The 14770-nt window shown below is 34.8% G+C and carries 17 protein-coding genes; 16 read left to right on the forward strand and 1 reads right to left on the reverse strand.

Going from position 1 to position 14770, the window contains the following annotated elements; all coding sequences use genetic code 11:
* The 13 genes from TETH514_RS04085 (at nucleotide 1) to TETH514_RS04145 (ending at nucleotide 11683) form a co-directional block, all read left to right on the forward strand.
* Entirely contained in the window at nucleotides 1-1185 is a 1185-nt protein-coding gene (locus TETH514_RS04085; protein WP_009052983.1) for a Ger(x)C family spore germination protein, read from the forward strand.
* Nucleotides 1186-1189: 4 nt separating this feature from the next.
* On the forward strand, nucleotides 1190-1414 hold the full coding sequence (locus TETH514_RS04090; RefSeq protein ID WP_009052982.1) for a hypothetical protein: 225 nt from the start codon (nucleotides 1190-1192) through the stop codon (nucleotides 1412-1414).
* Nucleotides 1415-1529: 115 nt separating this feature from the next.
* Entirely contained in the window at nucleotides 1530-2054 is a 525-nt protein-coding gene (locus TETH514_RS04095) for a hypothetical protein (protein ID WP_003867812.1), read from the forward strand.
* Between the two features lie 4 nt (nucleotides 2055-2058).
* Entirely contained in the window at nucleotides 2059-2967 is a 909-nt protein-coding gene (locus TETH514_RS04100; protein ID WP_003867813.1) for a hypothetical protein, read from the forward strand.
* A gap of 13 nt (nucleotides 2968-2980) precedes the next feature.
* The gene (locus TETH514_RS04105; protein WP_003867814.1) at nucleotides 2981-4069 is read left to right on the forward strand and encodes an NAD(P)H-binding protein; all 1089 of its coding nucleotides are present in this window, start codon (nucleotides 2981-2983) and stop codon (nucleotides 4067-4069) included.
* A gap of 164 nt (nucleotides 4070-4233) precedes the next feature.
* The gene (gene greA / locus TETH514_RS04110; RefSeq protein ID WP_003867815.1) at nucleotides 4234-4707 is read left to right on the forward strand and encodes a transcription elongation factor GreA; all 474 of its coding nucleotides are present in this window, start codon (nucleotides 4234-4236) and stop codon (nucleotides 4705-4707) included.
* A gap of 19 nt (nucleotides 4708-4726) precedes the next feature.
* Nucleotides 4727-6226: a lysine--tRNA ligase gene (lysS, locus tag TETH514_RS04115; RefSeq protein ID WP_009052981.1), complete on the forward strand. Its 1500-nt coding sequence runs from the start codon at nucleotides 4727-4729 to the stop codon at nucleotides 6224-6226.
* A gap of 392 nt (nucleotides 6227-6618) precedes the next feature.
* A complete protein-coding gene (gene folE / locus TETH514_RS04120) occupies nucleotides 6619-7185 on the forward strand; it encodes a GTP cyclohydrolase I FolE (protein ID WP_003867817.1) in 567 nt (188 codons plus the stop codon).
* Nucleotides 7186-7197: 12 nt separating this feature from the next.
* On the forward strand, nucleotides 7198-8010 hold the full coding sequence (gene folP / locus TETH514_RS04125; protein ID WP_003867818.1) for a dihydropteroate synthase: 813 nt from the start codon (nucleotides 7198-7200) through the stop codon (nucleotides 8008-8010).
* Complete coding sequence (gene folK, locus TETH514_RS04130) at nucleotides 8007-8507, forward strand: 2-amino-4-hydroxy-6-hydroxymethyldihydropteridine diphosphokinase (RefSeq protein WP_003867819.1); 501 nt, start codon at nucleotides 8007-8009, stop codon at nucleotides 8505-8507. Before folP ends, folK begins: the two co-directional genes overlap by 4 nt.
* 3 nt (nucleotides 8508-8510) lie before the next feature.
* Nucleotides 8511-8879, forward strand: a complete 369-nt coding sequence (queD, locus tag TETH514_RS04135) for a 6-carboxytetrahydropterin synthase QueD (RefSeq protein WP_009052980.1) — start codon at nucleotides 8511-8513, stop codon at nucleotides 8877-8879.
* 10 nt (nucleotides 8880-8889) lie between these two features.
* The gene (sfsA, locus tag TETH514_RS04140) at nucleotides 8890-9582 is read left to right on the forward strand and encodes a DNA/RNA nuclease SfsA (RefSeq protein WP_009052979.1); all 693 of its coding nucleotides are present in this window, start codon (nucleotides 8890-8892) and stop codon (nucleotides 9580-9582) included.
* Between the two features lie 103 nt (nucleotides 9583-9685).
* On the forward strand, nucleotides 9686-11683 hold the full coding sequence (locus TETH514_RS04145; protein ID WP_009052978.1) for a S9 family peptidase: 1998 nt from the start codon (nucleotides 9686-9688) through the stop codon (nucleotides 11681-11683).
* Nucleotides 11684-11719: 36 nt separating this feature from the next.
* Here the strand turns inward: TETH514_RS04145 and TETH514_RS04150 are convergent, their stop codons facing one another.
* Nucleotides 11720-12358: a DUF1614 domain-containing protein gene (locus tag TETH514_RS04150; protein ID WP_009052977.1), complete on the reverse strand. Its 639-nt coding sequence runs from the start codon at nucleotides 12356-12358 to the stop codon at nucleotides 11720-11722.
* Nucleotides 12359-12504: 146 nt separating this feature from the next.
* Here TETH514_RS04150 and TETH514_RS04155 point away from each other — a divergent pair, with 146 nt between their 5' ends.
* The 3 genes from TETH514_RS04155 to TETH514_RS04165 are packed head-to-tail and all read left to right on the forward strand — an operon-like array spanning nucleotide 12505 to nucleotide 14687.
* The gene (locus tag TETH514_RS04155) at nucleotides 12505-12732 is read left to right on the forward strand and encodes a DUF896 domain-containing protein (RefSeq protein ID WP_009052976.1); all 228 of its coding nucleotides are present in this window, start codon (nucleotides 12505-12507) and stop codon (nucleotides 12730-12732) included.
* A 20-nt stretch (nucleotides 12733-12752) separates the two neighbouring features.
* Nucleotides 12753-14180, forward strand: coding sequence for an aspartate aminotransferase family protein (locus TETH514_RS04160; RefSeq protein WP_009052975.1), 1428 nt, complete (start codon nucleotides 12753-12755; stop codon nucleotides 14178-14180).
* Between the two features lie 21 nt (nucleotides 14181-14201).
* Nucleotides 14202-14687 carry a thioredoxin family protein gene (locus TETH514_RS04165; RefSeq protein ID WP_004400942.1) on the forward strand — a complete coding sequence of 162 codons (486 nt, stop codon included), beginning with the start codon at nucleotides 14202-14204 and terminating at the stop codon, nucleotides 14685-14687.
* Nucleotides 14688-14770: the final 83 nt, after the last annotated feature.

Genomic DNA, 14770 nt, shown 5'->3' on the forward strand with positions numbered 1-14770 from the left:
ATGAAGAGACTTGTAATATTAATTTTGGTGGGTGCCATTTTACTCACAGGATGCTGGGATAAAAGAGAAATAAATCAATTGGCCTTTGTACAAGGTTTAGGTATTGAAAAAGGAAAAGATGACATGATACATCTCATTGTGCAAATTTTAAAACCGGGACTTCTTGCAACAGGTGGCGGTGGTGCTGGAGGTACGGGGGGAGGAAGTGCTGTTGGCAAGCCCTATGCTGTTTTTCAAGCCAGTGGGGTGGATTTTGCAAAGGCTTTTTCTAACTTAAATGATGAATTGCCAAGGTCTCTTTTTCTGCAATATAACGAAATAATATTTTTAGATGAAAAATTTGCACGTTCGGGAATATACAAGACTTTAGATTTTATGACAAGAAATCCTGAGTTTAGGAGGACAGCTTATATATTAGTTGTAACTGGAGGAAACTTGCAAGAACTCTTTGATTTGCCAAGTAATGAGCAACTTGAAAGATATCCCTACAGAGAAGTGTTGGGAATGATACAAAACCAACAAAATACTTCTTCTTCGTATGTATGTGATCTAAATGAGTTTATTGAGACGTTGGAGATTCCAAAAAAAGCGCCTATAACAGGGCGACTGGAAATAGTAAAAAAAGATGGCAAAGCGATAGGATTGAGGATGGTAGGGTCTGCAGTTTTTAACAATGATAAGTTAGTGGGATTTTTAGAGGAGCAAGACACAAAAGCTGTAATGACATTAAAGAACAAATTAAAAAGAAGTACATTGACTTTAGACAAGGGATTAAAAAGCGAAAAGGCACATATTTCTTTTGTGGTTACTAAAGCCCATACTGATATTATTCCTAAAGTGAAAGGCAAAGACATTTCTTTTGATATAAAAGTTAATATAGAAACCCATATGAACGAGCAAGAGAGCAAGTATGATTTGACAGAGCCTAAAAATCTTGAAAAGCTTCAACTTTTAATAAATGACAAAATAAAACAAGGGATAGAACACGCGCTTTTTGTACTTCAAAAGAAGTATAATGCTGATGTAGTAGGATTTATCAATATTTTGCACCAAAGGAATCCTAAACTATGGAAAGAAGTTGAAAAAGACTGGGATAAAATTTATCCTGAGGTGAAATTTAATGTGACAGTGAAATCAATTGTAAGAAGGACAGGTTTAACTTCTAAACCTATATATCCGAGGTGATTTTATGATTAAAATACTTGTTCTAACATTGATTTTTGTGATTATATCATTGGTTGAGGTACCAGGTCTTGTAAGACAAAAAAAGATTAAAGAAGTTATTCTGTTTTTTGTCTTTTTGATTGTTGGCTACATATTAAACTTGCTCTACCTTTTAAATATACAAATTACCCCTACTAATAAAATAATTCAATCTCTATTAAAACCAATTGAAAAATTTTGGGGACAATAATCCAGAAAAGTATTTTATCTGGATTATTTTTCTTTTTGGTATTGAAATTTTTTTAAAAAAGTATTAAAATTGTAATTAATATGAGCACAAAATGTGCACACTGGAGGTTGTGCAAATGAAATTCATTAAAATTGGTGATAAGACTATAAATTTAGAGAAATTACACGGTATTATAGATAAAATGATTGAAATGAGACAAAATGGGTTTTCACAGCAAGAGGTTGCCTCCCGCTTCAAAGTTGACAGAAGTTTTGTTTCCAGGCTAGAAAGTTTAGGTGAGGTTAGAAAAGGAGGAAATATTGCTGTAGTAGGTTTTCCTATAAAGAATAAAGAAGAGTTGGAGATGCTTTTTAGAGAGTGGGGAGTTAATTTTACACTTCTTTTGTCTGAAAAAGAGAGATTGAACTTGGCTGAAAATATGAGTGGTGTGGAGCTTTTTAACATGGTAATGGATTTAATTGCTAAAATCCAATCTCACGACGTAATAATTTTTTTAGGTTCAGACAAAAGGAGCCAGTTGGTAGAGGCTATATTTGACAGAGATATCATAACTATAAATATTGGACATTCTCCTTTGACAGAAGATGTATATGTTGACCCCCAAATAGTGAAAGAAATATTAAATTCCTTGAAAGGGTGAAAATATGAAAAAGGTTGTAAGCATAAGTATAGGTTCTTCTACAAGAAATAAAACGGCAGAAGTGGAGATTTTAGGAGAAAAATTCGTTATAGAAAGAATAGGGACTGATGGAGATTTAAAAAAAGCTATAGAACTTATTAAAGAGCTGGACGGAAAAGTTGACGCTTTTGGAATGGGAGGGATAGATTTATACCTTTCAGCAGGTAAAAAAAGATATGTTATAAAAGATGCTTTGCCTTTAAAGAACGCCGCAAAAATTACTCCAATTGTGGACGGCTCAGGACTTAAAAATACTCTTGAAAGAAAAGTAATAAAATACATACAAGAAAAAGGTATAGTTGATTTAAAAGATAAAAAGGTGCTTATTGTAAGTGCTATGGATAGATTTGGAATGGCTCAAACTTTTTCTGAAGAGGGAGCGAAGCTTATTATAGGGGATTTAATTTTTGCATTAGGAATTCCTATTCCTCTTCACTCGTTAAAGTTATTGTATGGTTTGGCGGCTATATTAGCTCCAATTATTGTTAAATTGCCTTTTGAAATGTTGTATCCGACAGGAGAAAAGCAATTATCAATAGACAGTAAAAAATATGAAAGATTTTATAAAGAAGCAGAAATAATTGCAGGTGATTACTTGTTTATTAAAAAGTACATGCCAGAAAGGCTTGATGGGAAGATAATTGTGACTAACACAGTTACACAGGAAGATGTAGAGATGATGAAAGAGAAAGGGGTGAAAATGCTAATTACTACCACCCCAAATATAAATGGTAGATCTTTTGGAACAAATGTGATGGAAGGAGTTCTTGTGGCAATAGCAGGTAAAAAACAAGAAGAAATGACACCACAAGATTACGATGAACTTTTGGATAAAATAGGTTTTGAACCAAGAATAGAATATTTACAAAAATAGGGAGGTAATAAATATGCATAAATTTGGTTTTATAATACATCCTATAGAGTACGAAGATGTAAGCCGCAAGTTTAAAATAATGGAGAAGTTTCCCAAAAGAGTTGTGGAAGGTTTTACAAGACTTCTTCCTCCTATGAAAGTTTCCGAAATAACAGGGGTTAAAAGCGAATATGCTGAGACAGAAGGTTGGTTTGTAGCGGTTCCTTTGACCTCTGAACAAATGTTAAAATTGCCTGAGGGCTATGTTTTAAATAAAATAATAAAAGCGGTAAAAATTGCAGAAAATTTAGGTGCAGAAGTTGTCGGCTTGGGGGCTATGACCTCTGTTGTAGGAGATGCAGGGATAACAATTGCTAAAAATTCAAACATCGCTGTAACTACTGGTAACAGTTATACAGTCGCTACCGCAGTAGAAGGAGCGGTAAAAGCAGCAGAGATGATGGGTAAAGATGTAAGAGATTCTCATGTCGCTGTAATAGGAGCGACAGGCTCAATAGGCAAAGTCTGTGCAGAAATTTTATCCCGAGATGCAAAGTACATGACACTTGTAGCACGAAATAAAGAAAAATTGCAAAATTTTAGAGACTATCTTTTAACAAAAACGGGTATGTCTGCTCATATCACTTCAGATATAAAAGAAGCTTTAGAAGATGCGGATATAATAATTACTGTTACAAGTGCAGTAGATACGGTGATAAAGCCTGAATATCTAAAACCCGGGGCTGTTGTATGCGATGTAGCAAGACCGAGAGATGTGTCAAAGGAAGTTGCGGATAAAAGAGATGATGTTTTAGTTATAGAAGGTGGAGTAGTACAGGTGCCTGGTGATGTAGACTTCCACTTTAACTTTGGCTTTCCACCTAAAACAAGTTATGCATGTATGGCAGAGACAATGATTCTTGCTATGGAAGGACGAATTGAGAATTATTCATTAGGACGTGATTTGACTGTAGAGCAAGTGGATGAGATATCAAAACTTGCTAAAAAGCATGGGTTTAAATTAGCGGGATTTAGAAGTTTCGAGCGAGAAGTTACAATGGAAAAGATAGAATCTGTGAGAAAAAACGCCAAAAAGAGATTACAAGAGTGGAAATTTGCATAATTTAGACTTGACTTTATTTGTTAACTGATTTATAATAATCCACATGGAAAATTACACAAGCACTGCTGAAGCAGTGCTTGTGTATTAATATTAACATAAATTTCATTATTGTTACATATGAATAAAATACAATTTTCAATATTTTATAAAAAGGAGAATCATCTATGAGCAAGCCTGTAATTTTAACTTATGAAGGACTCAAAAAGTTAGAGGAAGAATTAGAATATTTAAAGACGGTCAAAAGAGCTGAAGTAGCAGAAAAGATAAAACAAGCGAGAGCATTTGGAGATTTAAGTGAAAATTCAGAATACGACGAAGCAAAAAACGAACAAGCGTTTATAGAAGGAAGAATAGCTACTCTGGAAGCCATGCTTAAAAATGCAAAAGTGATTGACGAAGAAGACATAAAACTTGACCAGGTTAGCATTGGATGTACTGTAAAAGTGTATGACGAATCCTATAATGAAGAAGTAGAGTATACAATTGTAGGTTCAGCAGAAGCTGACCCAATGAATAACAAGATATCTGACGAATCTCCAATAGGGAAAGCGCTTTTAGGGAAAAAAGTAGGAGATGTTGTCTCTGTTGAAGTTCCTGCTGGAATTATAAAGTTAAAAATATTAGAAATACGCAAATAAAGGGTGATGGAGGTATAATATGTCTAATTCAAATGATAACATTTGGAACAACACTGAAGAACTCAATGAACTTTTGCGAATAAGAAGAGAAAAATTAAATATTTTAAGAAGCATGGGAATAGAACCTTACGGTATTGACAGGTTTGAAAGGACTAATGTATCCTCTGATATTAAAAACGATTACGAGAATTTTGAAGGCAAAGTAGTGACTCTTGCAGGACGAATTATGTCCAAAAGGGCCCATGGCAAAGCTTCTTTTGCAGATATTCAAGATAGAGATGGCAGGATACAGATTTACGTTAAGTATGATACAGTAGGAGAGAAGAATTATGAAATTTTTAAAATCCTCGACATTGGAGATATAATAGGGGTTACAGGCGAGGTATTTAAATCTAAAACTGGTGAAATAACTATTCGCGTAACAGACTTTAAGCTTTTGTCTAAATCTCTTCAAATACTTCCAGAGAAATGGCACGGTTTAAAAGACCCTGATTTGCGTTATAGACAGAGATATACGGATTTAATAATAAATCCCGAAGTAAAAGAGGTGTTTTTAAAGAGGACGAAAATAATAAAGGCGATAAGAGAATTTCTTGACAATAGAGGATTTTTAGAAGTGGAGACTCCTATTCTTCATACTATTGCGGGTGGGGCTGCAGCAAGGCCTTTTATTACTCATCACAATGCTTTAGACATTGATATGTACTTGCGAATTGCTTTAGAGCTTCACTTAAAAAGACTTATTGTCGGTGGCCTGGAAAAAGTATATGAAATGGGCAGAGTTTTTAGAAATGAAGGAATGGATATAAGGCACAATCCGGAATTTACTTTGTTGGAACTTTACGAAGCCTATACGGATTATTACGGTATGATGGAACTTACAGAACAATTATTTGCCTATGTGGCCCAAAAGGTTAACGGTACTACGAAAATAGTTTATCAAGGAACAGAAATAGATTTGACACCTCCTTGGAAGAGAATTACTATGGTGGATGCAATAAAAGAATATGTAGGTGTAGACTTTAATGAAGTTAAGGCAGATGCAGAAGCAGTAGAGATAGCGAAGAGATTAAACCTTGAGACAAAAGAAGGAATGAAAAAGGGAGAAGTAATAGCACTTGTTTTTGATGAGCTGGTAGAACAACATTTGATACAGCCAACTTTTGTTATGGATTATCCAGTAGAGATTTCTCCTTTAGCTAAGAGAAAACACGACAATCCAGCATTTACTTCTAGATTTGAAGCCTTTATTTACGGAAGAGAAGTGGCTAATGCCTTTTCAGAATTAAATGACCCTATAGACCAAAAAGAAAGGTTTTTAGAACAATTAAAACAAAGAGAAGCCGGCGACGAAGAAGCTCATATGATGGATGAGGATTTTATAAATGCTCTTGAGGTTGGTATGCCACCGACTGGAGGACTAGGTATAGGGGTAGACAGACTTGTGATGTTTATGACAGATGCTTATTCTATAAGAGATGTAATATTATTCCCGACGATGAAGCCTAAAAATGACTAAAAAAGCAGTCGAAAGACTGCTTTTTAGACTGTAGACAAACTCTTTATTATATGTTGGCATTTTGCATAAGTGAAGCGACTTGACAGAGCAGCAACTAAACTTAGCGAGACCGAGAGACGAAGGCGAGGCCGAAGCCAGGGAGGGCGGAGGCGGGCACCTGAGGCAAGGACGCCGAATGTGCCCGGAACCCCGCCTGAGTCCGAGGTCGAGCTTTAGTTTAGTCTGTGATGTCACTCGGAGCGAACGATGCAAAATGCCAACAAAAATAGAACTTTGTTAACAAACTGAAGCAGTCGAAAGACTGCTTTTTAACTTTTTTGTAAGGACTGGCTTTTTAGAGATAAAAATAATATAATAAAGTTGTCAACTTTTTAAACAAAGGGGTATCGTACATGATAGATAAAGAAAAGATTAAAAAAGCGGTAAGAGACATACTTGAAGCCATAGGAGAAGACCCGGATAGGGAGGGGCTCCTTGAGACTCCTGATAGGGTTGCAAGGATGTATGAGGAAATTTTTGCTGGCCTTCATACGGATGTAAAAGACGTTATAAAGATTTTTCAGGAGGATGAACATCAAGAAATAATACTTGTAAAAGATATTCCGCTTTATTCTATGTGCGAACATCATCTCTTGCCTTTTATAGGAGTTGCCCATGTAGCGTATTTGCCTAGAAAAGGTAGAATTTTAGGCCTTTCAAAATTAGCTCGCATAGTAGATATTTTAGCAAAAAGGCCACAGCTTCAAGAGAGGTTGACAAGTGAAATTGCAGATACCATAATGGAAGCAGTGAATCCCTTAGGTGTTGCCGTTGTCATTGAGGCAGAACATTTGTGTATGACAATGAGAGGTATCAAAAAGCCGGGGGCCAAGACTGTTACTTCTGCTTTGAGAGGAATATTTAGAACAGATGAAAAATCAAGGGCAGAGGTAATGTCTTTAATAAATTCTAAAAAATAAGGGAGGTAAATTATGCTATTTAGGTGCAGAGATAAAAGTCTGGAGATTGGAAAAAAAACTTACATAATGGGAATTTTAAATATGACTCCTGATTCTTTTTCAGATGGGGGAAAATATAATACTTTAGAAAAAGGCATAGAAAGAGCTCTTCAAATGATAGAAGAAGGAGCTGACATAATAGATGTAGGTGGAGAGTCTACAAGGCCGGGACATACTCCAGTGGATGAAGAAGAAGAAATGAGAAGAGTTATACCTGTCATTGAAAAGCTTTCAAAAATTTCAAATGTCATTATATCTGTGGATACTATGAAATCAAATGTGGCATTAAGAGCTTTAGAAGCAGGTGCTCACATAGTAAATGATGTATGGGGACTTCAAAGGGACCCCAAAATGGCGGAAGTAGTTGCAAAATACAATGCAGGTGTAATAATGATGCATAACAGCAATGTAGCAGAATATGAAGATGTTGTTCAGGATATAATAAAATTTTTACAAAAAAGCATAGAGATAGGAGAAAAAGCAGGAATTGATAAAAGTCAAATGGTAGTGGACCCAGGGATAGGTTTTGGAAAAACTTTAGATCATAATCTTGAGGTCATGAATCGATTGGAAGAATTAAAAGTTTTAGGACTTCCTGTGCTTTTAGGTACTTCTAGGAAATCCATGATTGGAAAAGTTTTAAACCTTGAAGTAGAGGATAGATTGGAAGGGACTGCTGCAACAGTTGCTGTTGGGATTGTAAAAGGGGTTGATATTGTACGCGTTCACGATGTAAAGCAGATGTTAAGAGTTGCTAAGATGACTGATGCGATGGTGAGAAGATGAGTGAAGTGTATTTATCTTTAGGTTCTAATTTAGGAGATAGGGAAGAAAATTTAAAAAGAGCCGTTTTTGAGTTAGAACACTGGGAAGGCATAATTTTAAAGAAGCTTTCTCCTATTTATGAAACAAAACCTGTAGGATATTTAAACCAGGATATGTTTTTAAATATTGCAGTTGAAGTGGAGACAAACATTGGGCCTTATGACTTATTAAAAGTTGTAAATGAAATTGAAAAAAAATTAAAACGAGAAAGACTCATAAGATGGGGTCCAAGGACTATTGATATTGACATACTGTTGTACGATGATATTGAATTAAAGGATGAAGTGTTGAGTATTCCTCATCCGAGAATATGGGAGAGAGCTTTTGTGTTGATTCCTCTTTCGGATATAAACCCTTTTATAAAAAAAGGAGATGTGTATATTAAAGATTTAATAGCGGAGTTGCCTGATAAAGAAGGAGTTAAGCTGTATAAAGAGAATTGGTACAATGGGGTGTAAAAAATGAAAGTGACAAAAATTTTTACTTTTGACAGTGCCCACAATCTTATAAATTACAATGGGAAGTGTGAGGAGCTTCATGGTCATACATATAAGCTGGAAGTCACAGTTGAGGGGAAGCCTGACGGAGAAGGAATGGTAATAGATTTTGTGAAGCTTAAAGAAATAGTAAATGAGAAAGTTGTAAAAAAGCTTGACCATAAGTATTTAAATGAAGTTTTAGGATTTAACACTACTTGCGAAAATATTCTTTTGTGGATATGGAAAGAATTGGAGCCTGTGTTTAAAGGAGATAACTATCATCTTTATAAATTGAGATTGTGGGAAACCCCTACAAGTTTTGCAGAAATTACCGAAAAAGATTTAGTATGAGGTTTTTAAAATGGTGATTACAAATCCAATTGTTTACGGGAAATTCATAAAGAGAATCAATAGATTTGAAGCTTATGTAGAGTTAAATAGCGGAGAAAAGACTTTAGTACATGTGCCTAATACGGGAAGGTGTAAAGAGATATTTGTCCCGGGAGCAGAGGTTATCCTTGAAGTAAGAGATAGGCAAGGCAGAAAAACACCCTACGAGTTGGCTTTTGCTTATAAGGGGAAAAGACTTATATCTATCGATTCACAAGTGCCTAATAAAGTAGTTTTAGAAAGCATAAAGATGGGGCTTATTGAGGAATTTAAAGGCTATGACATTGTAGAAAAAGAAAAAACTTTTGGGAACAGTAAGTTTGATATAAAGCTTACAAAAGGGAAAGAGATATGCTATGTAGAAGTCAAAGGAGTAACTCTGGAAGTAGAAGGTGTTGCAAAATTTCCTGATGCTCCCACAGAAAGAGGAAGGAAACATTTAAAAGAGCTTATAAAAGTAAAAAAAGAAGGTATGAGGGCAGCAGTAATTTTTTTAATTCAAATGGATGATATAAAATATTTTACCCCTAATGACGAGCAGGACCCGGAGTTTGGGAAGTTTCTAAGAGAGGCTGTAGGTAAAGGAGTAGAAGCTTATGCCTATACCTGTGATGTTGGAGAAAACTACGTGTTTTTAAAAGACAGGGTGGAAGTTGTGTTATGACCCTGTCCTTTTTAGCGTCTCTTGATGTAATTTTTTATTTTTAGATTTTTAGCAAATATATGTTATAATAAAGTTGTAAACATTTTTAATGGGGGCGATTTTAATGGAAAAATTACAGCTTGAGGACTTTACAAAGTTTAAATTTTTGTCTGGTTTGAAATACTCTCCAAATGGCGATTATGCAGCTTTTGCAGTACATAGAATGGATGTAGAAGAAAATAAATATCTTTCTAACATATGGCTCTTAGATATAAAAAGTAGGAAATACTTTCAATTAACTTCTTTTAATGAGGAAAGGGGTTTTGTGTGGCTAGATAATGAGAACATACTTTTTTCAGGTAGCAGGAATCCTAAAGATAAAGAAAAGGTAGAGAGTGGAGAGGAATTTACTAGGTATTATAAAATAAACATCCATGGAGGAGAGGCATTAGAGGCTTTTGTAATTCCTAAGAAGGTTATGAATATTGAACCAATTGATGAAAACACTTTTTTACTGACAGCGAGATATAACGTAAATGAAAAAGAGTTGGAAGGGTTAAGTGAGGAAGAAAAACAAAAAGAGCTAAAGAAAAGGAAAGAAGAAAAAGATTACAAAGTTTTAGATGAAATTCCCTATTGGGTAAATGGAGCAGGTTTTATAAATAAGGATAGAGAGAGGTTATATTTATATCGTGCTAATGAAAATAAGTTACAACCTATTACTGACGAATACACAGATGTATCTTTGTTTAAGTTAAACAGAGATAAAAGTAAAGCAGTATTCATAGGGCGGACTTATAAAGATAAAATGGACCTTGTAAGCGATGTGTATATTTATGATGTTGCATCTAATGAAGTAAAGAAAATTAATAGAGACGAAGATTTTTCCTATAGATATGCTGACTTTTTAGGAGACAAAATAATTTGCACAGGTACTGACATGAAGAAATATGGAATCAATGAAAATAGCAAGTTTTACCTTTTAGATATTGATTCAGGTGAGAAAAAGTGCATAACTCCTGATTTGGATATGAGTTTAGGCAATTCTGTTGGATCTGATTCTAGATATGGTTCTGGCTATAGTTTTAAAGTAGAAGGAGATTATCTGTACTTTATATCTACAGAAAGGTATAATGCATACCTTAACAGGATAGATGTAAATGGGAAAATAGAAAAAGTGATAGCATCAGATGGGTCTGTTGACATGTTTGATGTAAAAGGGGAAAATATTCTCTTTATCGGTTTTAGAGGGTTAAAACTTTTGGAACTTTATGAATACAAAAATGGCGAAGAAAAGCAGTTGACAGATTTTAATGAGTGGGTGCAGAAGGAAAGAAAACTTTCAAAGCCAGAAAGGGTAGAAGTTGAGACAAGGCCCGGACATTTCATAGATGGTTGGGTTATAAAGCCTATAGACTATGAAGAAGGCAAAAAATATCCTGCTATATTGGATATCCATGGAGGACCAAAAACTGTATATGGCGAAATTTATTTTCACGAAATGCAGTACTGGGCGGCAGAAGGATACTTTGTATTTTTCTGCAATCCCAAAGGAAGCGATGGAAGGGGCAACGAGTTTGCTGATATAAGAGGTAAGTACGGCACAATAGATTATGAGGACATAATGAAATTCACAGATTATGTATTGGAAAATTATAAAGACATCGACCCTTCAAGAGTAGGAGTGACAGGGGGCTCTTATGGAGGATTTATGACAAATTGGATTATAGGTCATACAGATAGATTCAAAGCAGCCGTTTCTCAAAGAAGTATATCTAATTGGACAACAGAATTTGGGACTACAGATATAGGTTATTATTTTGTCCCTGACCAAATAGGAGGAACACCTTGGGATAATTTTGAAAAGTATTGGGAACATTCGCCTTTAAAATACGCTGATAGAGTAAAAACTCCTACTTTGTTTTTGCATTCAGATGAAGACTATAGATGTTGGATGGCAGAAGCTCTGCAAATGTTTAGCGCTCTTAAATATTTTGGCGTGGAATCAAAACTGGTACTTTTCCACGGTGAAAATCATGAGCTTTCAAGAAGTGGCAAACCTAAACCCAGAATAAGAAGGCTTAAAGAGATCACAGAGTGGTTTAATAAGTATTTGAAATAAAATTAAAGGACACCCTACAAGCCGTAGGGTGTTTTTTTAAGCTAATAAAGCGGCTACTACACCTACTAAAAAAATTCCATCGAATATACCTGCGCCTCCTATACTTATAGCATGAGAGTTTAGGTCTTTAAAATGAGGCAAATTTAAAAGGTCTGCTCCAATTAATGTGCCTAAAACTCCTGAGATGTATGCTACAGGAGCTGCATCACTAGGAGATAAGAGGATCGCAGCAGCAGCTGCTACAAGAGGTGGTATAAAGGCAGGAAGGGAAATACCTACTCCTGGCACAGGTTTAGCTAGTGCTTTGGCTACAATTGTAACTATTATAGTAGCTATTATAGTTGGGAGTAATGGTGCTCTCGGTAAAAGGTACAAACTGAGAATGACAGGAATGACGGCTCCTCCTATATTTACAGCAATTATTTGTTCTTGCACTCGTGGAGGATAGTAAAAAAGGAATGGAAAAAACTGCTGTTCTTCTTCATGGATTATAAATTTTTTTCGAGATATAGGAATATTGATTACACTTCCTATTAAAGATAAACTAAAAACAAAAACTGCCATTTGAGGAGATAACCCTAATTTTGCAAAAGAAAAAGTAGCTGCTTGTATGAAAAATACAAATATTAAAAAGGGAAACAATAATATTAGAAAAAGTATCCAAATTAAAGGCATTACGAAAACCTCCTTAAATATTTGCTACTATATTGTTATAATATCATAAAAGTGATGGTCATATCCATTACTTATAAAAATTCTTTTGTTTTTTAGGAAAAAGGAATATAATATATTTGTCAAAATTTATTCAACGAGGTGAAGCAATGATAACGAGAGAAATGATAGATAGAATAAATTTCCTTTATCACAAATCACAAACAGAAGGTTTAACAGAAGAGGAAAAAGAAGAGCAGAAAAGGCTGAGGCAAGAATACGTGAAAGAAATAAAAGAGAGAGTAAGAAGAGAATTAGAAAGTATTAAATATGCTAACAATAGTTGCGAACATTGTGGTCATGACCATCATCACCATCATCACCACCACAGACATTAAAGATAAAGGAGAGATGAAAAATGTATGAAGTAACAAAGGGGAAAGTGAAGGATGATATTCCGGAATATATAACTTTAGAAGAAGCACTTACATTAAACAAAAATCAAGTCAGAGAAAATTACAAAGAATACATAAATTCAGTTTTTGTCTCTATGCTTTCAATGCTTCAGTTTGATAAACTTTTTGTAAGAGCTAAGGGAGTTTCAGTATGGGACAATGAAGGAAACGAATATTATGACTTTTTAGGAGGATATGGTGCTTTAAATTTAGGGCATAACCCCGATGAGGTCATCGAAGCTGTAGAAAAAGTAAAATATATGCCTAATATATTGCAAGCGGCTATTGGAAATTTGCCAGGAGTTCTTGCTCATAATCTTGCAAAAGTGACACCAGGGAATCTTAAAAGGAGCTTTTTCTGTAACAGCGGAGCTGAAGCAGTAGAAGGAGCTTTAAAACTTGCTAAAATTGCTTCAGGGAAACAAAAAATAGTTTACTGCCAAAACTCTTTTCACGGCAAATCCATGGGTGCCCTTTCAGTGACGGGACGAGAAAAATATCAAAAGTATTTTAAACCACTTGTGCCGGAGACAGTTCCTATTCCATTTGGAGATGAAAAAGCTTTGGAGGAAGCTTTGAAAGGTAGAGATGTTGCTGCTTTTATAGTAGAGCCTATCCAAGGGGAAGGCGGAGTTATCGTTCCTCCTGAGGGATATTTGAAAAAGGTAAGAGAGCTCTGTACTAAGTATGATGCTTATTTGATTTTAGATGAGGTGCAAACTGGGTTTGGAAGAACAGGAAAAATGTTTGCATGTGAGCACGAAGGAGTGGTTCCTGACATAATGTGCCTTGCGAAGTCTTTAGGTGGAGGAGTTATGCCTATCGGTGCCTATATAACCACAGAGGAGATATGGCAAAAAGCTTATGGGACTATGGAAAAAGCTCTTTTACATACTTCTACTTTTGGCGGTAATACCTATGCTTGTGCAGCTGCGATTGCTTCAATACAAGCTATTATAGAGAAAAAGCTTCCTGATGCTGCAAAAGAAAAAGGTGGATACTTTTTAGGTCGACTGAAAGAATTAAAAGAAAAACATCCAAAACTTATAAAAGATGTTAGAGGAAAGGGGCTTTTAATAGGAGTAGAGTTTAATCAACCAGAAGGTGGACTTCTTGACAAGATTTCTGGAGGAGCTATCTCAAAGTTTTCAAGTGAATATCTCGGCTCTTTAATTGCTGGAGAGCTTCAAAATAAACACAGAATTATAACGGCTTACACTTTGAATAACCCAAATGTAATAAGATTAGAGCCACCTTTAATTGTGACAAAAGAACAAATTGACAAAGTTGTAGATGCTTTAGATGAAATTCTCACAAGAAGTAGTAGCTTCTTAGGGATTACTGTCTCGGGAGCAAAAACTGTTTTAGGATCGTTATTTAAAAGGCAGTAAATTGAAAGAGGTGAATTAACTTTGAGAGAATTGTTTGAAAAAGGAATAACTTTTGAGGAATTTGTAAAAGAATCGGAGGAGAACATTGCTAAAAGAATAAAAGAGAGATATGAAAAGACAGTCTTAGATGAAGACTTGATAGAGAAAATAAAATTTAAAGATGAGATAAATATTTTGGCATTTGCTGAGAGTTGGTGTCCTGATTCTCAAGTTAATGTGCCTATAGTTGCAAAAATTGCAAGTTATAATAAAAATTTTAAACTGAGAATTTTAAAAAGAGAAGGTAACGAAGAGCACATGAAACCTTATTATATAGATGGTAAAGCTAAAATACCCACTTTTGTATTTATGAATAAAGATTTTAAAGAAATTGGTCATTGGATTGAAAGGCCTGAAATAGTAAAAGAACTTGCAAAAAGTGGAGAAGGAGAGTGGAAAAGAGATTATCTTAAAGGGAAATATGATAAAAACATAATTGAGGAAATTGTTAATATTTTGTCCCGGTAATTGTGCCGGGTTTTTTAAATTCGTTTAATTTATTAAGCTTTTAAACGAAAATTAATAGTAAACGGAGATAATAAAGTTAATCG

The organism is Thermoanaerobacter sp. X514, assembly GCF_000019065.1.
Taxonomy (GTDB): domain Bacteria; phylum Bacillota; class Thermoanaerobacteria; order Thermoanaerobacterales; family Thermoanaerobacteraceae; genus Thermoanaerobacter; species Thermoanaerobacter pseudethanolicus.